Source organism: Vibrio sp. STUT-A11 (assembly GCF_026000435.1).
Lineage (GTDB): Bacteria > Pseudomonadota > Gammaproteobacteria > Enterobacterales > Vibrionaceae > Vibrio.
This window is the reverse complement of the sequence record NZ_AP026764.1, coordinates 497,887-516,830: the sequence shown is the minus strand read 5'-3', so window position 1 is coordinate 516,830 and position 18,944 is coordinate 497,887. Positions and strand designations below refer to the sequence as shown.

Below are 18,944 nucleotides of genomic sequence, written 5' to 3'. Positions count from 1 at the left end.
AACGCGTTCAGCTGCTCATCAATATCCCTTGCAGTGCACTCGATAATATTATGTTTTGCAAACTCCATTTACACTGTAAACAGGTCTCGCGCAACAAAGGGACAGCATGCTTTGATTACGTGATTGTTCTGCGAGTGCCTCAGAAGAGAGGAGCGCTGACTAAAGCTAAAAATGATAGACGTTGATGTGATGATCCGAAAAGTTAAAAAGGGTAGCAAAGTGCTACCCTGAAAATTGTTAGTTGGTGAAAAAGATATATCAGTGAATCAACCCCAGTTCTCTGGCCTCTTCCATCGTCAAACCGCTTTCACGGATTTCACGAAGCGCCTCAATGCGTCTTCTGGCTTCTGCCGATTTCACGGTTTTATCAGGCTGCACAATGGACTCTTCTTCAGGTAGTTCCCACTTGTGAGCGATGTTACTCATTTCTTCATGGTCGATAGAATTAATGGACATATTTCCTCCGAACACACCATGTTTTCGATGAGTAATCTATAGCAAACCCCATCGGGTGTGGTAAGAAAAACTGTAGGGAAATGTGACCCCTCCCGACCTTTCACTAACTCATTAATAGATACATCATTTAAGTTTTGCCAAAGGAATAAATTAAGATTAAATTTGAATGATTACCCCTAAGAAAAGTGTGCTGATCCAGCTCTCATTTTCGTCCTCTCAACCGTTTTTAACGGGCAGCATAAACTTCTTTTTGTTTCACTTAAGTTTCGAGCCACTTCACTGATTCTTTGTTTGTCACTTTCTAAAACTTACCTCGCCATGATAATGATAATAATTATCTTTTAGATTGGTAAGGTGTTTATATGAGTGGTATTAACTTTAATCATGCATACCACAATGATCCGGTCATTCAGATCAGAGAGTTGTGTGTCGATTACATCACTGACAACGGTGATTTTAAAGCCGTGAAATCCGTCAGTTTTGATATCGGTAAAGGGGAAGTTTTTGGTCTTGCTGGTGAGTCAGGGTGTGGAAAAAGCACCATCGCATTCGCGATAAATCGCCTCCACAAGCCGCCTGCGTTCATTTCTGGCGGCGAAATAGTGTTTGAAGGTAAAGACATCCTCAGGCTTTCTGATTCTGAACTGACAGTTTTGCGGTGGAGTGAGATTGCAATGGTTTTTCAAAGCGCGATGAACTCACTCAATCCAGTTTTAACAATTCAAGAGCAATTTGCCGATGTATTGCGTCATCACCAAGGCTTGAGCAATGCGCAAGCGAAAGATCGAGCAGAGAAATTGATGGACTTGGTAAATATTCCCCGAGAACGTTTAACCGAATACCCACACCAGTTTTCTGGTGGGATGCGTCAGCGCTTGGTAATAGCCATCGCTCTGTCTCTCAATCCCAAACTTATTATTATGGATGAACCAACGACGGCCCTGGATGTTGTTGTGCAAAGAGAAATTCTTCAGCAAATATATCAACTTAGAGATGAGTTTGGCTTCTCGGTACTCTTTATCACCCATGACTTGGCATTAATGAGCCAATTGTGCGACAGAATAGCCATCATGCGCCACGGAGAAATTGTCGAAGTCAACCAAGCTTACGAAATTCGCAATCACCCTCAACATCCCTATACACAAAAGCTTTGGGCTTCTTTCCCAAACATTCACGACGTCCACAAGCAACCTGAGACACAAGGAGCCTAATCATGAACCAGCCTATCATCCAAATGAAAAACGTGGTCAAAGAGTTCAACGTCGGTGGTGGTTTAGCAAAAGAGGAGACTTTTCGCGCGCTACAAGGTATTAGTTTTGACCTATATGCTGGAAAAACCCTGGCTTTGGTCGGTGAATCAGGGTGTGGTAAAAGCACTTGTGCACGTTTGATCACGAAAGTTTATCCGCCTACAGAGGGCGAGATCCTTTTTAATGGAGCCGACATAAATGAGATCACTTCACGATCGGATCTCCAAGAGTACCGCAGTAAAGTACAAATGGTCTTTCAGGATCCATTTGGTTCACTCAACCCAACACATACCATTCGCCATCACCTCACACGCCCTATAAAGATTCATAAGCAAGTCAAAAGCGACCGAGACATACCTGCCCGCTTACTAGAGCTATTGAAGCTGGTGGAGTTGCAAGAAGATACATTAGATAGGTTCCCACACGAGCTAAGTGGTGGTCAGCGCCAGCGGGTTAATTTAGCGCGCGCATTAGCCGTCGGTTCACAAATTATTCTCGCTGACGAACCGACATCTATGCTCGATGTATCCATTCGCTTGGGCGTATTGAATTTAATGCAGCGAATGAAGCAAGAACTTGGCATTGGCTTTTTATATATTACTCATGATCTGGCGACTGCTCACTACATCGCGGAAGAGACAGCAGTGATGTACAAAGGGCAAATCGTTGAATGGGGTGATACTCACTCTATTCTCAAAAACCCTCAGCACCCTTACACTAAACTGCTGATCTCTGCCGTCCCAGACCCAGATCTTCCTTTTGGTAACTTAGTTAAAAATGAGCCAAACTATTCAACAGATGCTGACGAGATTCGTAGTCGGAGCAGCATAATTGTCGACGAATATGCTCAAATAGGGCCAAACCACTTTGTAAAACAATGGACCGAGGCAGCGTAATGGAATTGAGTACTTGGCAAGATCAGATCTCGATGTGGTATAAACATCGGAAGCATGATCAAGTTGAAAAACTGGAATCGATCTTATATCAAGCTCCAGCTAGCGTATTTGGCCCAACGCTAAGCGATCCACAGAGCAAAGCGGTTGCTTGCTGGCTTGACGGTTGTTTACGAGTATTCCAACACGCCAGGTATCATGACCACCATAAAGCCTATCAAACCTTGCTCTATACGAGTGCAAAGCTGGAACAAGCCGCGTGTGAAGTATCAACCGATATTGAAATTAAAGACTGGTGTTTGAAACGGTTACAGCACCTTACGGTACTCGCTTTAGAGTTTTGCAATCAACAGTGCGATCAAAGTGAATGGCAGCAACAAGCTAATAATTTGATCGAGTCGCATGTGGCTTTGATGCGATCTTTAAATTGGAATGAAGCTAGAAAGTATGATCAAGGTTTGCATCATTAAGCCGGAGAATCGATCAAGGTTTACCTGAATTTTGGACAAAAAAAAGCGAGTTTCTACTTAGGAAACTCGCGAAGTCTATTCAGAATGAATGTAACAATATATGAGCCTATCTATTAATCATCAGAAAGGACAAAAGGTTGTCTATTCGGGATCAAGCTTAGTACCGACTCCGAGAGGCTGTGTCAGCATTTTGTTAGAGTTAAGTCTGTTTTCTATTATCGAAACATATATTTACATTTAAAATCAATAAGTCACATTAATCGTTCTCAATGCATACAACGACTTGATGTTAAATAGCCATCTCATCAAGTGCGCGGTATACCATTTCATCCATATGCCCATCATAGATTTGTCGACAGACTTTGCGACGAACCGCTAAACCTGCAATTAAACGCTCAATAGTAAGATGTTTGAGATCATTTTGCGTGTTGAACAGTTCTACGGTCTTACTCAGTGTTTCATAGGGTAGAGGTTCATCTCCGACTCTTAACCAATCAAGCTTCTCAATGTACTCAGAACACTCTTCTTTTATCGAAGCATACGAATGCCCTGTCATTGCAGACAACGCCGTTACACTGCGTTCCAGAGCTTCTGGTGAGGTATATTTGGATAGAGTAATGGTAATTTCATCTGCATTAATCTCTACCAGGTGCTTTCTTTGCTTGATCCTACGCCCTAAATTCCCGCGAGGAGAAGGGGCTTTACGCTGAATAGGTTCAAATTCGCCGTCAATGATGCCTGAGAGCTCTTCTAGCTGTTGTCTGCTTACCATCTCATTACGAAGTGGATTTGGTAACGTAGGAGCCATGTTACGCTTCCCAGCGTTCGTGGTACGAGCACGTGAGTAGCGCAAGACTTCCTCAACATCACACTTGATATCGATCTGGTAATCCTTGATCTTTCCATTCTCGCTCATGGTTTCGATCGTCAGGTGGTAACCCCATAAATTAACGATAAAAAGATCTTCCGTTCCTTTTCCATCAGACAATCGCTTCAGTTCCCGAATAAGATCCATGGAAAAGCGGCGCCATTCAATGTTGCGTGCTAACTTCTGATTCAACTCACTAAGCAGCATGCAATCGGTATGGCGCCGAACCATACGACTGCGAAAAAATGAATACAACTGAAACACTAAAGTATGCTGTTTCAGGATCTCGGGTGGAAATAGGAAGAAGTAATCGCGGGTGAGTAGCTCCTCATAAAACGACGGCTCCCAAACCAATATATACAAATTGGGTTTAATCCGTATCTCTCCATCGCTCCCCTCAACAGGCGCTTCTTCTGAAGCGGTGATCGTTCGAGCGAGAAAACGGAATCTATCACTTTTAAAACCTTCCGGCATATTTTCACTCAACCAACGGCCTGTTAGTTCGTGTAACTGGAAGTCGGTGAACTCAATTCTATCAATGCTGTCACGAATGGAATCACGCGCTGGTCCACTGTCCTTTTTTCCTCTGAGCGACAAAATATCGGTAATGTATAACGGCGTTTTGTTCGGTACGTGGGCGGCGTCAAGGTGATATTGATCTTTATGATGATCATGATACTGCACGGTTAAGGTAAACAGAGCAAACAAGGTCATCAGATCATCCACTGTCATGATATTTTTTGAAGATCGTGTTTCTATCACCGCTTTAGTTCCAGAAATTGAAACCATGGATTTCTGATAACTTTTACGTGTACGTGGTGGCGCTAGTGCTTGATCGATGATCCCTGCCCAATTCGTCGGCGAGACCACAAACTGATCCGCTTCATCTTTCATCGTTGGCGGTGTATTTAAGCCATGTTCGGTCAGCAAGCGTTTGTTTACTTGTGTTTGAGCTAGTGCCTTTGAACGCTTTTGTTTTTCATTCTGACGGACTTTTTCGGTGACTAAACTCGTTGCACCCAAAGCAGAAATGAGCTTATTGGGGTTAACAAACTTGTGTAGCATGGTTTTTCCTGCCAGTCCTTCTTCAAAACGAACTGGAGTTTGAGTAAACAAACCAATGTTCACAGCTGCTCGCAAACGTTGTTGCAGCGCAGCACGAGTCAAATGACCATCTGTGGCTTCAACGATTTCAGTAGTTGATACGAGCCCATCTTTACTGCTGAAACCTCTCAATGAGATCAGATTAAGCAATTCTAGGATACTTTTGGTTACCCCTTTGAAGTGCTGGTATTGTTCTACCCAATCTGCAGAAGATTCGTGTACTTCAAAAAGATGCCCATCTTTGTGACTTCTTGGTGCTTTAATCAGAATTTTTTCATCAGCCGTCATTTTAGATCCAGATCACACTAGCCGTAGTTGTGCTATGGTTCCGAAGAATAAAGAAAATCAGATCATAAATAAAGAAAAAATCTCTTTTTTTAAATAACTGATCTTTTTGATTATTATGATCTAAATTGATTATATGATCTATTGATCTGGCGATTTTTGCTATCGTAAGTTTATGTTATTTAAAGTAATTTTTACTTTTCCTTTTGGAACTATGATCATGACTATTACGAAACAATGATCAACACTACCTTGAAAGCATGATCATATTCTCTGGTAAGCATGATCATTAAGCTTCTGAAAAGATGATCAAAATGTTCTTGAAACGATGATCATGTTATTTGTACAGGTTATCCACAGAAATGAAGGTTGTTTGATCGTTCGACGTGTTTTTAAAGTGATTTTCATGAACGACTTAACCCCGGAACAATGATCAAGATTAATGATGATGTCTGATTAAAGTCTAATTTTGCTGGTAAATTATGCATGTGTTGAAAAACTCATCAAAATTCAATCTCAGGCCCGTAAATGCTCTACCTATCCAAATTTAAGGAAGCATGATCATGATAGTAGAACTTAACAAATTCAGTGTGTTCATTTCATCGTTCCGTACTCTTTTCTCTGAATGCCCCAGTATGTCTGCATTCACCCGTAAAATAGCGGATAAAAAGCATGCTTCCGGGAAAGCAGTCCACTTGATCATTTTTCCGTGAGTTTGATCGCTTAGCATGGCCTCTGTTTACTCGAGTTCTCCCCTCCCTTTCCTTGATCATGCTTTCATTATTTGCTCGTGCCCCGGATAAATGATCAAGAGCCGTCCTTGATCATTTATCCGGAGTATTTAGCCAATATCTATGTTTATTGCTTCGGATGCATGATCAAGCTATATGTCGTGGAAGAAACTTGGTTCGAGTTTATCTATTTTGAAATACCAAAGTATTGATTTTACATAATCCGTAATTTAGCTGGCTATTATAATCGTTCCGTATAGATTTTAATTTACATTGTAAATGAGTGACGCCGTAACACTTTAAATTTATAGCGTTTGCAATGTCTTTACTCGAAGTTGTTTGATTACATTTTGGTATATTTTTCGCCGTTATTCATAAAATAGTCGATTTTAATGTTTTTATATGTGATTGTTATTCAAAATGTTTGTTCACCTTTTTGTTGTTTTTGATGTTTGGTGCTGTACAATTGCAATCAGATATCCTTCCAACGGAATTTGGCATGAAAAGAGAAAAAACAATTGAAAACCTGCATGAGTTAGCGGAACTAACACAACAGGTTCAAGCTGACCGTATTGAGATTGTTTTGGAAGAGCGAAGTGACAATTACTTCCCTCCAATGTCCAAAGCAATGATGGAAACCCGTTCAGGTTTGACTCGCCGAAAACTCGACGACGCAATCGGCAAAATGGAAGCAGCGGGCCATCAATTTACTAAGAATAATGCCAATCATTATTCCATCACATTAGAAGAAGCGCATATGCTTATGGATGCGGCTGAAGTGCCTAAATTCCATGAGCGTAAAAAAAATAATGGCAATAAGCCATGGGTTATCAACGTACAAAACCAAAAGGGTGGTACCGGTAAATCGATGTCGGCTGTGCATCTAGCCGCTTGTTTAGCGCTTAACTTAGATAAACGCTACCGCATTTGCTTGATTGATTTGGACCCACAGGGATCATTGCGTTTATTCCTAAACCCACAAATCAGTGTCGCTGAGCATGATAATATCTATTCTGCTGTTGATATTATGTTAGGTAACGTGCCAGATGGCGTCGAGATTGATAGTGAGTTCTTGCGTAAGAATGTGCTACTGCCAACGCAATATCCGAACTTAAAGTCAATTTCTGCGTTTCCTGAAGATGCGATGTTTAACGCTGAAGCATGGCAAACACTATCTGAAGACCCATCTCTGGATATTGTTCGTTTGTTAAAAGAGCAGCTTATCGACAAAATTTCCGACGACTTCGATATCATCATGATTGATACTGGTCCACACGTGGATCCACTGGTCTGGAATGCAATGTATGCTTCTAACGCATTATTGATTCCTTGCGCCGCTAAACGTCTTGACTGGGCTTCGACAGTAAACTTCTTCCAGCATTTACCAACGGTATATGAAATGTTCCCAGAAGATTGGAATGGTCTTGAGTTTGTACGCTTGATGCCAACCATGTTTGAGGACGACAACAAGAAGCAAGTTTCTGTTTTAACTGAAATGAACTATCTTCTAGGTGACCAAGTTATGATGGCTACTATTCCGCGTAGCCGAGCGTTTGAAACCTGTGCCGACACGTACAGTACGGTATTTGATCTTACCGTGAGCGATTTTGAAGGTGGTAAGAAAACGCTCGCAACCGCTCAAGATGCTGTTCATAAGAGCTCACTTGAACTTGAGCGCGTATTGCACTCTAATTGGCCGTCATTGAATCAGGGGTAATAAGTAAATGGCTTTGAAAACGTCTGAATTAAACGCAAAATTATTTGGTAAAACCAATAAACGTCGTGTGGCGACACCTCAAGAAGCGCAAACCGCTGCAAAAGAAAAAACACAGACAATTGAGTTAGCTGTCGCAGGTGAGAATACCGTTCAATTCGAATTGGTTCGTATTCCTGCTAATAAGGTTGAGTCAGAAACAACGGTTTTTGTTGATAACGCACGTGAACAGTCTTTCTTGAATGAGCACGCTTTATCGGATGTATTGGTTACGTTAAAAGAGCGTGGTCAGCAGTACCCAGCGGTTGGCCGACGTACTCAAGATGGCAAAATTGAGGTATTAGACGGTAGTCGTCGTCGCAAATCTTGTATCTTGGCTGAGCAAGATTTTCTGGTTTATGTTGGCGACAACATTAACTCTAATCATGCTAAGTTTCTATCTGATGTGGCAAACGCTCATAAGCCGCTTTCTCTTTATGAGAAAGGCAAAGAGATGCAAGCTAAGCTAGACAGCGGTGAAGCAGAAGACCAGAAAGCGCTAGCTAAAATGTTCCAATGTAGTGAAGCATTGGTAAGTGGAGCTCTGAAAGCGGCTTCGTTACCCCTAGAATTGCTTCAAGCATATCCAAATGTAGGAGACCTTGGTCGCCCGACCATTGTTAAATTGCACAAGCAGTTTACAAATCTAAGCCCTGAACATCAGCAAGGGTTGTTAGATAAATGTCGTACAACAGAAGGATACTTGTGGCAGCGTAGCACCGCGCAAGGTGTTGCGCGCTTGACGAGAGAAGTCACAGAAAGCCTAGAAAGTTGGATTACCGAATTATCGCCAGCCAAACCATCGCCGAAGGCAGACAAAGTAGATTTGATAAAAGGTCGCGCGAGTTACAGCCGCAAAGGTAGTAATTTGGCTCTGAACCTGAAAAAAGTGGATGATAGTTTGATGGAAGAAATTTTGGCTTTTGTTCACAGCAAGTTGCAATAACATTAATCAAAATTCCAACCGCCTTCGGGCGGTTTTTTTATGCCTGTTGTTTTTGCTTGCTGATCAGTAGCCTGTTTAAGTTGTGATAATATGTCGTTGGTTCAACCTTGGGTACACAGCATGCACACACAAACCGAGTTTCTCACTTTACTTCAGCAAAAGGCATCTCAATCTTTCCAACGAATAGGCGTCGCTATTCAAGGCGATGCCAATTGGCAAAACGCACTGATCGAATCGTTTTACCAAACTCATCAACAATTACGTTGGTTTGGTGTCGGTGAGTGGTCGTTACAAGATGCGCATTGTGTCTCTGCTAAACAGGGTCATATGTTACTGGGAAGAGAGTGTGACGTTCTGGTTTATGATGCGAGCAAAAGTTTCGATGCGAATAGCTTTACAGCGGCGTTAGGTTCATTAGTTGGTGGCGGTATTCTGATTGTTGCTGTCAGTGATAAAGAGCCATCAAACTACGCCCAACAATGGATGGCAACCCAGTGGCAAAAATTATGTGTCTTAGAACAACATCAAAGAATACCTCAGTTACCAAGGTTTGAATCCGCCAGTAAAATATCCCAATATGCACAGCAACAACAGGCCGTTGCCGCGATTGAAAAAGTGGTTACCGGGCACCGAAAACGACCTTCAGTTTTAACTGCGGATCGTGGTCGAGGAAAAAGCAGTGCACTCGGTATCGCTTGTGCCAACTTACTCCACAATAAACCATTACAGGTGTTAGTGACAGCACCCTCTATTAAAGCGGTAGAGCCGGTTTTTTTGCATGCGCAACGAGTAATGCACAGTGGCGAACGCGTCAGAAAGGACCGATTTGAAGCCGGGCAGGGGAGCATACAATTTATTGCGCCGGACGAGTTACTATCGTCACTACCTGAATGTGATTTACTGCTAGTAGATGAAGCTGCGGCAATTCCTGTTCCCATGTTGCAGCAGATAACCGCACATTATCACCGTTTGGTATTTTCCAGCACGATTCATGGCTATGAAGGTTGTGGCCGTGGGTTTACGCTCAAGTTTGTTGAATGGTTGAAAAAGCAAAGAACCGGAATGAAAACATGTCATCTTCAGCAACCGATCCGCTGGAGCGACAGTGATTTTCTGGAGTCATGGCTGTATGAGGCTTTTGTATTGGATGCTGAACTCACTGACCTTCAAGTCGTGGTGACAGAAAAGCTCCAGCTTGAAAAAGTCACCAAGCAGGAATTGATTTCTAATCCGGGTTTACTACGGGAATGTTTTGCTCTTTTGGTCAACGCGCACTATCAAACGTCACCAAATGATCTGATTCACTTGCTTCAAGATGACTGCAGTTCTATTTATGTGGCCAGGAACGAAAAGAAAGTAGTCGGTGTCATCATGACGGTCGAAGAGGGGAGCTTAGATGATGCGATTATTGGTGATATTCAACTTGGCAGACGCCGTCCGCCTGGTCATTTAACCCCAATCACGATCATAAACCAACTCGGTATGCCGGATGTAGGTAAGCTTTCAACGCTTCGTATCATGCGTATCGCGGTTCACCCTGAGTTACAGAACAAAGGTCTCGGCAAGCAGATGCTTTCGCAGCTTGAGCTGTCTCTCCCTTCTCACATCAACTATCTTGCCACCAGCTTTGGTTTGACAGAAGAGCTGTTGCACTTTTGGAATAGTGTCGGTTATCAATCGATTCGTCTTGGTACGATGCGCGATGCAGCAAGTGGTTGTTACTCACTATTGATGGTCAGACAGTTAGCCAATAAACCGCAGAAATGGATTGATGACGCTGAGCGACTACTGTGTGAGTTTATGTCGATGAGTGGCAATCTAGTTTACTCTAGGTTGGCGCCTAATTTATATCGAAGTTTACTGAATGCGCCAATAATGAGTATTGCTCTTCATCCTTACCAAATTACGCTTATTCGTAATTACGCTCTAGGTGGTGGTAGTTACGAATCTGTGTTTGTGTGGTTAAAGCAGTGGCTGTTGAAAAATGGCTTAGTATCGGTTTCCGATTTAATGATTTGTAAGGTCTTCCTAAACCATGATTGGGAAAGCTGTGCAAAGCACTTTAAACTAACAGGACGTAAGCAAGTTGAACAAGAGATTCGGCGGGAAGTGCAGATGCTTTTAAAGCAGTTTACAGTGTAAAGTCGCTATTAAGTAGATTTACACTGTAAATTAAAATGACGAATAAGAGGGGTTTACACTGTAAATCGCCTCTTATTCATTTATCCCTTATAAGAAGTCTAGAATAAATTGACGATACAATTCACTAACCTGTTGAAATTGATATTTCTCTCACTGTTAGTGACGTAAGCCTGATTCTTAAAACGGTTCAGTTTGTAGAGAAAACATTTTTAGTTAGACTGAAGACGTTGATGTTCAGCAAAATGGTATCTTTATGTGGAAGCAGTGTCTTGAGTGGGATGAAGATAAAACGCGGATAATTGCCCGCCTGTCGCAAGATTTGGTAGGTCAGTTCGACAGAAAAGAATTACCTGCGCAGCTTACGTTGATGAGTGCTAGCTCATTATTTGTTGAGGATGATGAGGTCAGCCGATTTATTGACTGTGTAGAGATACGAGATTCTCAGGCTTACAAAGGCATAGTGATCGCTCAGAAGAAAAATGCTCAAATTAACGTTGAGTTGTCCAACAACGATATGCTTGCAAGTATCACCGTTACCGGCGCTTATGGTGGGCGAGGGTTACGAGGTGAAGAGATTGTTCTCGCTCTTGCACAAGCAAAGGTGACCAAAGGCATCAACAAACTTGCGTTAAAGAAAGTGATGATGGTGAGCAATCAACTTAAACCTGGCGCAACATTCACACAACCTGTAGCCGTTGGTAAGCAGCCAGTTAAAGGTACTGACGCCATTTTTACTCCTCTGGTTAGAGACATTACCAAGCGAATACTCAAGCCAAAACATGGCCAATCGAGCAGTGACAAGATAGATTTAAGAAATCTCGGCGAAACCATTTCTGTCAATGTTGGTGACGAAGTCATGCGCCGTACGCCAGCCACTAAAGGTACACCCGGCTTTACGGTCCAAGGCCGAGTTCTGCCTGCGCAAGCCGGGAAAGACAACGCTCTCAAATCAGGTAAAGGTAGCGAAATTAGTCAAAGCGATCCAAATATTCTCATTGCTTCAACCTCTGGTACTCCACTGATAAAGAACAACACAATTGAAGTCGACAACGCGCTGTGCCTAAATAATGTTGGCATCAACACTGGCCATATCAAATTTAAAGGCAATCTGATCATTGGCGGTAACATTGAGCCAGGCATGATTGTGCAAGCTACTGGGTCAATCACGGTAGGAGGATTTATCGAGTCAGCTAATGTTCAAGCTCGAGATGACATACTGGTTGGAAAAGGGATTATTGGCCATACGGTAAGTGATGGCCAACCAAGAAGTTGTCGTGTGAAAACTAAAGGCGCTATACGGGCTAATTATGCACAATATAGCGAACTATCTGCAGGTGAAGATATTGAGTTTGCACTACATAGCATGAATAACGACATCACTTGTGGCAGGAGCCTGACGGTTCTGGATGCTAGCGGCCAACATGGCACATTGAGTGGAGGTCATGCCAAGGTAGCGAAAGGGGTGTTGTGCTTACAGCTGGGCGTAGAAGGTGATACAGCAACAAGGGTTGAAGCGTTCACCAACTATTCCTTGTATCAGGAGCGTCTTGCCAGCTTAAAAGAACAATATAAAAATGCCCAAGCTGGAATTATGGAAGTAATCCGCAGAGAGCTAGAATATAAAAAAAGGCCAAAACTCGAACGTACTGAAGAAGAACGTGCAGAGTTAGAAAGTTTGAAAACCCAAAACAATCGCCTACTAGAAGAGGTAAAGCTGAAACTTGATCAGACAGAGGCTGAGCTTGAACTTGCTTTAACAGAAAACACTGTGGTCGCGAAAGAACACGTTTTTTCTCGGGTAACCGTCCAGTTTAATAGTGAGAAAGTGACAACTAAACGTACCCATGGTGGATGTGCCTTTCAATTTAATCAATACGAAATCAATGTGTCCGCCAGTCTCGAACAAGAATCCATAATCTCTTAGGCTGCCGTTTTTGTGTTGCTTAAACTTCTACGTTTATGTACTGCACACTGACTTCATGGATAGTTAAACCTAGCTGGGCTTTTGTTCAACGTACGATGACACTATTCACCTGGAAAGAATGGTGTTGGATAACTCTTGCTGATATCAGTGCGTTTTACACTGTAAATTACATCCTTATCTCCATTTTCACAGTCGATATTGAAAACTAATTTGTCGGTAAACGTTAGCTTTAGGGCTCATACTGAAGTAAGGCGATAATCGCCGGGAGGTATTGCTCTATCGTGAAATCAGAAGAAACCGCTGGTAATTCCAGAGTGACACACGGCAGTTCTCGTTCACTGCACCAAGTACCAAATGACCCCGGCGTTTCGTAATCCACGTCTTCGACTAGTGGGAGGTCAAATTGTCGACCGAGCCATTTTGCTAATTCAGAACATTTAGGATCATCTACAAAAGCCAGTGGCTCATGGAAGGAGATCACAAACTTTGGTTGTCTTTCTTCAATGAGCTTGATCAACGCGGCGACTTCAGGTTCTGGTTGACTCACGTTGCCTGTTTTCACTTTAACGTCCCTTACTGGTGTATGAGAGCTCCAACGATACACAGTGCCATGCTCTGTCCAGTTTTTGGTTGGAAACGCACGATTAAGATCGACTTGATTAGCGTTTGCTCTGGTACCTAGTTGGTTACCATCAGGGTTCATAGATAACACGACGTCGTGATGTAAGCCATTTTCTGGCAAACATCTCAACGCACATGATAAACCTGTAATAGATGCTGTCTCATCTCCATGGGTGCCTGCTAAAATTAAACCTCGTGATTTACTTTCTAACTGTGCAGGGAAGTAGAGCAGGGGAGCGCCCAGAACGGATTTTCCATAGGTTCTCGGCTTAATTAAAAATGCAGCTCTTTCCGTTCTTGGAATTAGACTCACCATAATCTCCTAGCAAATGAAGTAATATTAATTTTAATTACTTAGATACACCGAACTATTAAATTTCGTCAATGGTTGTATTGTTAATTGTGGCGCTGGCTTCAAAACACGAGTTAGGAGAACTAAAACGATATGGATATTAAAAAACACTCGATAACTTTACTTATTTCCTCTCTTTTAACCTCTGTTGGAACGACATCGGCATTTGCTGATGGGATACCCGAAAACATTCAACTTGCTGCTGAGCAAGTTTTAGTGCGAGCTAATGACGCAGAAGCGGCCACTCTCGATCCGGCAAAAGCCGAAGGGATGCCAGAAATGCACATATTGCGAGACTTGTTTGAGGGGCTGGTTATTCAAGATCGTAATGGCAATATTGTACCTGGTGTTGCTCAGTCGTGGGAAACGGAAGACAACCAGACTTTCGTCTTCCATCTACGTAAAGATCCAAAATGGTCAAACGGCGATTCAGTAACGGCTGACGATTTTGTTTATGCGTTAAGACGGGCTGTTGATCCTCAATTGGCGTCGCCTAATGTCTGGTATCTTGAGATGACACGCATCAAGAATATTGTCGATGTGGCTGAAGGTAAACTACCAGTAGAAGAGCTGGGTGTTGAAGCGTTAGATAACTATACACTTCGTTTCGAACTTGAAGCTAAGGTCCCATATTTTGTAGCGATGACAGGTCACACATCAATGATGCCTGTCCATAAAGCGACAGTGGAGCAGGGGGTTAAGCCGTGGAGTGATCCGAAACAATTTGTAGGTAATGGCGCATTTGTGCTTGATAAATGGGTCGTCAATGAACGTATTGAACTGAAGAAAAACCCCAATTACTGGGATGCAGACGACACTCAGCTCACTAACGTAACTTACATCCCGTTCGAGAATCAAAATGCCTCGATTAACCGCTATGTGGTTGGAGAAGTGGATATCACCTCTGATGTACCTACTCATATGGCACAGAAGCTTGAGCGAGAGTACCAAGGGGCGTATACGGTAGTGCCACTACTTTGTACGTACTACTATGCGTTTAATACCACGCGTCCGCCGTTCGATGATGTCAGAGTTCGCCAAGCCGTGTCTTATTCAATCATGAGAGACGTCATTACCAATGGCGTTACCCAGGTTGGTAACTTACCCGCATACACATTTGCTCACCAATATACGGCGGGTTTTGATGCGACTCAGCCAGAGTACAGCAAATGGACTCAGCTACAGCGTGATGAAAAAGCTCGTCAATTATTAAAAGAGGCGGGTTATGGAAAAGATAAACCGCTCGATTTTAAACTTCTTTACAACACCAGTGAGTCAAATAAAGCGATTGCCGTTGCCATAGCCTCTATGCTCAGTGAAAACTTAGACGCGAAGGTAGAGCTGGAAAACCAAGAATGGAAATCTTACTTAGTGGCGCGTAAACAAGGCAATTTTGATGTAATGCGTGCCTCTTGGTGTGGTGATTACAATGAAGCGTCGACATTCTTGAGTTTATTGCGATCGGATTCTTCAGGGAATTTTGCGCGTTACCAAAGCAAAGAATACGATCAGGCAATGGAAAACGCATTAGCGACCACAGACGATAAAGAGCGTCAGGCGTACTACGATGAAGCCGAAAAACTGATCGCGGCAGATGTTCCTATCGCCCCAATTTACTATTACATGCAGGCGCGACTAGTCCGTCCTAACGTTGGTGGCTTTGCTAAGAACAACGTAGAAGGCCGTATTTATTCAAAAGACCTCTATATCAAGAAATAATAAAAAGCCCCGTAGAGAGAACTCTCGGGGCGTTATTTTATCCAACATCAGGTTTTGGCGCAGCTTGACTATCCGATAGCTAATTCCAATCCGGAAAATTAACTGGTCAGGGAACAGGGTTCGATAAACAAACTCTATTTGCCATGGATGGCAAATCGAAGCCCCATGGATGGGTTGATGCCTGTTTTCTGGTTCTCTATCATTAAGTATGACCACTTTCTTACTTGCGTTGGTATAATTTCTATAGCAAGCCACCGAGATATGACTGGACGGTAAGAGCGTGATTACTTTCTTCGGGTATAAATTCGAGACTTCGCTTTATTGGCGACAGGTTTGGTTTTTGCCAGTTTTAATACCGCCTTCTGCAAGATCTGATTATTTGGATAAGTGATTAGGTTGCCGCTGTCGTGTTTGATCAACACATGAAACATGCTGATCTCTTGAATTTCACCACTGATGTCTTCATCTTTATCAACGACTTTGATCCGGTCCCCGACGCGATATGGGAATACGAAGAAGATCAAAAAGCTCGCAGTGATATTACTCAAGATCGACCATTGGGCTATAAACGCGACACCTAGTACCGCGAATATGGATGATAAAAACAGTGACACATCTCCGTAACCAATGCCGGTGACAATCGCAAAAACGGAAGCGGTCAGAAATAACAGTGCCACGTTAAAGCAGCGCTGAATGAAGCTTAGGCGCGCCTTCTTTACTCCCTTCGATGAGGCCAAGTTTAAGATGGCTCGGTTGGCAACTCTTTTCAGGATCCGGTAAGTGATCAGGACAATGATGCCCATCAACATCTTATATCCGAGAGAGCCCTCGTTGAAATACTGGTTCAGTTGATCTAATTGGATCCAATTATTCATTTCTTCGACTCGATAATACTAACAAACGGCTGTTATAGCGGATTTTTTACCCTAAGTAATCACAAATCTTTGACTTAATTGCTTCAACCCTATTTCACATCTCGGTTGGGATTTGATGTATCTCTCATATCCGTAATTGAACCGAGTGAAGCGCATCATGACACCCAGAATTAACGCTTTTCTACTGCTAATCTAAAGTAATCAGAGTAAATCATTTGCGTTGATTAAGCTTACGTTAATGGCTGAATAACCAAACAGGGTTGGGAATAAGATAGCGTATATGGAAGAAGACGAAAAAGCGATTGCGGTGTTGTTTTTGATTGTTGGCTTAGTGCTTGTTTGGGTTTTTCTTGAAGAGATCAACTATTTCGGTTTCAGATAAGTACCCCCTAAACCATCCGCTTAAGGGGATTGGCAAGCGAGCTTTTTAATTATTAGCCTATGGCACGGACTTTACCTTGTTTCAAATCATTCAGTATCTGTGCTTTTGGGCCATCCGCAATGATGCTACCTTTTTCCATAACGATGACTCGCTCAACAATGTCGAGCATAGCGGTCTTGTGAGTGATAAAAATCAACGTCTCATTCTCTTTCAACTGGGCTAACTGATGCTTTATATGCATTTCAGAACGGTTATCCATCGCACTGGTTGGTTCGTCCATTAGCAGCACCGGAGGATGGCCTAAGAGTGCCCGGGCGATCGTAACAGCCTGACGTTGCCCTCCAGAAAGCATCGCACCACCTTCGCCTACCTGACGTTCTAAACCCGCTGGATCGGATTGGGTAAATGCCGTTACCCCTGCACGATTCGCTGCGTCCATGACATCACGATCATCTGTCAGCGGACGACCAAACGTGATGTTATCGCGTATCGAACCAAAGAATAAGGTTGGATCTTGTGGTACGCAGCCGATATTGCGACGTATATCAACGTGATGAAGTTGAGCTATGTCCGTATCATCAATGCGCACATGTCCCTCTGTCGGCTGATATAGCCCCATAATAAGACGCTCTAATGTTGTCTTACCTGAGCCTATACGCCCGATAATCGCGACTTTCTCTCCGGGGTTGATGGTCAGGCTTAAATCGCGAATCGATGCGACAGGAGAGTTCGGGTAGTGGAAGGTGACACGTTCAAGCTCAATTTTACCCTGAACAACAGGACGATGAATGTAGCGTTTTCCCTCTTCCTGCTCATCTGGCATATCCATGACCTGATTGATGATGGTCATTGAAGACTTTGCTTGATTGTAGCGAGCGGATAGTAAAGAAAGCTGAATCATAGGGCTGATGGCACGTCCACTCAACATGGTTGCCGCGATCAAGCCGCCCATCGTTAACTCGCCTTCTGCAATCAAATAAACGCCAAAAATCACCATCCCGACACTACTACTTTGTTGTACAAAGCCCGCTGAGTTTTGGATGCTGTCTGTAATACGACGGCTTTTGATATTCCAGTTTGCCATGTGTGCAACGGCTTCCTCCCATCGGTACTGGAACTGGCTTTGCGCACTGAGCATTTTGACCGTTTCTATACCTGAGAGGCTTTCAATTAAATTAGCGTATTTTTGTGAGGCGAGACGCGTCCCTTCTTCTATCGAGCGCCTTAACGGCTTTTGAATCAACAGCGAGTGAATAATCAAAATAATGACACCGACCATAGGTACCAATACGAGGTTACCTGTCATTAGCCAAATGATGACTAAAAACATTATTGCAAAAGGTAAGTCGATGAGGGCACTGATGGTTGCCGAAGTAAAGAATTCGCGAATTGATTCAAACTCCTGTAGGTGGCGAGCAAAAGCGCCAACCGAGGGTGGTTTGGATTCCATTCGTATCCCCATTACTTTGCTAAACAGTTTAGAGGAAATCAGAATGTCGGATTTTTTACCAGCGACATCAATGAAATAGCTGCGTAATGTCTTGAGTATAAAGTCGAACAAGAAGACAACCAATACACCACTTGCCAGTACCCATAGGGTTTCAAAGGCAAGGTTGGGAATCACTTTGTCATACACCAGACGGGTAAACATTGGTGCCGCGATGGCGAATATATTGATCAGTAGGGAGGCTATCAGTACATCTCGGTAAATACGTTTTGATTGCCATAATGTTGACCAAAACCAGTGACCTTGATTAGTTTTGAGTACTTCAGGCGAGCGTTCATCAAAACGAAACTGTTTTTTGACTAAAAAATAGCGCCCAGCATACTGCTGAAGTAAGTCTGATAGTGGAATGGAGATGGGGACCATTCCACTTTCCAAGGTCGTGACTTCCGCTTCTTGTGTTTCTGGGCTGAAACTATTCAGAACACAAGAATCACCACCTTTGAGCACTAATATTGTTGGCAGTATTAAGCCGGAGATACTCTCCAGCTCACCACGGTTTTCTTTGGCGACCAATCCAGCCCTCTCTGCTGCTCTGGGAAGCAGAAACGGAGTGAGTTTGCCTTCTGAGAGTGGCAGTCCGTTAACAAGTGCTTCGGGAGAGTTAGCTAATCCATAGTAACGGCTAACGTAGATGAGCGAATTCAGCAAAGGGTCTTTCATCGTGGT

Annotated in this window: 13 protein-coding genes; 8 read left to right on the top strand and 5 right to left on the bottom strand. The window is 43.1% G+C overall.

The genetic code is table 11. The features are described 5' to 3' along the window. Nucleotides 1–258: 258 nt before the first annotated feature. Nucleotides 259–456, bottom strand: a complete 198-nt coding sequence (locus tag OO774_RS17850; RefSeq protein WP_264908018.1) for a hypothetical protein — start codon at nucleotides 454–456, stop codon at nucleotides 259–261. A 362-nt stretch (nucleotides 457–818) separates the two neighbouring features. Here OO774_RS17850 and OO774_RS17845 point away from each other — a divergent pair, with 362 nt between their 5' ends. The 3 genes from OO774_RS17845 to OO774_RS17835 are packed head-to-tail and all read left to right on the top strand — an operon-like array spanning nucleotide 819 to nucleotide 3,069. Beyond that, entirely contained in the window at nucleotides 819–1,667 is an 849-nt protein-coding gene (locus OO774_RS17845) for an ABC transporter ATP-binding protein (RefSeq protein WP_264908017.1), read from the top strand. A 2-nt stretch (nucleotides 1,668–1,669) separates the two neighbouring features. Further along, complete coding sequence (locus tag OO774_RS17840; RefSeq protein ID WP_264908015.1) at nucleotides 1,670–2,602, top strand: ATP-binding cassette domain-containing protein; 933 nt, start codon at nucleotides 1,670–1,672, stop codon at nucleotides 2,600–2,602. Continuing rightward, complete coding sequence (locus OO774_RS17835; protein WP_264908013.1) at nucleotides 2,602–3,069, top strand: transcriptional regulator; 468 nt, start codon at nucleotides 2,602–2,604, stop codon at nucleotides 3,067–3,069. The genes OO774_RS17840 and OO774_RS17835 overlap by 1 nt, the downstream gene beginning before the upstream one ends. Before the next feature lie 289 nt (nucleotides 3,070–3,358). On the opposite strand, the gene OO774_RS17830 is transcribed toward OO774_RS17835, so the two are convergent. Further along, complete coding sequence (locus OO774_RS17830) at nucleotides 3,359–5,329, bottom strand: replication initiator protein RctB domain-containing protein (RefSeq protein WP_264908011.1); 1,971 nt, start codon at nucleotides 5,327–5,329, stop codon at nucleotides 3,359–3,361. A 1,227-nt stretch (nucleotides 5,330–6,556) separates the two neighbouring features. Between OO774_RS17830 and OO774_RS17825 the strand changes: the two genes are divergently transcribed. The 4 genes from OO774_RS17825 to OO774_RS17810 all read left to right on the top strand — a co-directional run bounded on the left by OO774_RS17825 (nucleotide 6,557) and on the right by OO774_RS17810 (nucleotide 12,822). Continuing rightward, nucleotides 6,557–7,774: an AAA family ATPase gene (locus tag OO774_RS17825; RefSeq protein WP_264908009.1), complete on the top strand. Its 1,218-nt coding sequence runs from the start codon at nucleotides 6,557–6,559 to the stop codon at nucleotides 7,772–7,774. A 7-nt stretch (nucleotides 7,775–7,781) separates the two neighbouring features. Continuing rightward, nucleotides 7,782–8,756, top strand: coding sequence for a ParB/RepB/Spo0J family partition protein (locus tag OO774_RS17820; protein WP_264908008.1), 975 nt, complete (start codon nucleotides 7,782–7,784; stop codon nucleotides 8,754–8,756). Nucleotides 8,757–8,876: 120 nt separating this feature from the next. Continuing rightward, a complete protein-coding gene (locus OO774_RS17815; RefSeq protein ID WP_264908007.1) occupies nucleotides 8,877–10,898 on the top strand; it encodes a GNAT family N-acetyltransferase in 2,022 nt (673 codons plus the stop codon). 253 nt (nucleotides 10,899–11,151) lie between these two features. After that, complete coding sequence (locus tag OO774_RS17810) at nucleotides 11,152–12,822, top strand: FapA family protein (protein ID WP_264908006.1); 1,671 nt, start codon at nucleotides 11,152–11,154, stop codon at nucleotides 12,820–12,822. Nucleotides 12,823–13,051: 229 nt separating this feature from the next. Here the strand turns inward: OO774_RS17810 and mpaA are convergent, their stop codons facing one another. Beyond that, entirely contained in the window at nucleotides 13,052–13,756 is a 705-nt protein-coding gene (gene mpaA, locus OO774_RS17805) for a murein tripeptide amidase MpaA (protein ID WP_264908734.1), read from the bottom strand. 132 nt (nucleotides 13,757–13,888) lie between these two features. Here mpaA and OO774_RS17800 point away from each other — a divergent pair, with 132 nt between their 5' ends. Then, complete coding sequence (locus OO774_RS17800) at nucleotides 13,889–15,514, top strand: ABC transporter substrate-binding protein (RefSeq protein ID WP_264908004.1); 1,626 nt, start codon at nucleotides 13,889–13,891, stop codon at nucleotides 15,512–15,514. Nucleotides 15,515–15,798: 284 nt separating this feature from the next. Here OO774_RS17800 and OO774_RS17795 read toward each other — a convergent pair whose 3' ends face one another. Together OO774_RS17795 and OO774_RS17790 are read right to left on the bottom strand one after the other, a co-directional pair. After that, on the bottom strand, nucleotides 15,799–16,389 hold the full coding sequence (locus OO774_RS17795) for a mechanosensitive ion channel family protein (protein ID WP_264908002.1): 591 nt from the start codon (nucleotides 16,387–16,389) through the stop codon (nucleotides 15,799–15,801). Between the two features lie 434 nt (nucleotides 16,390–16,823). After that, nucleotides 16,824–18,938, bottom strand: a complete 2,115-nt coding sequence (locus OO774_RS17790; protein ID WP_264908000.1) for a type I secretion system permease/ATPase — start codon at nucleotides 18,936–18,938, stop codon at nucleotides 16,824–16,826. Between the last annotated feature and the right edge of the window lie 6 nt (nucleotides 18,939–18,944).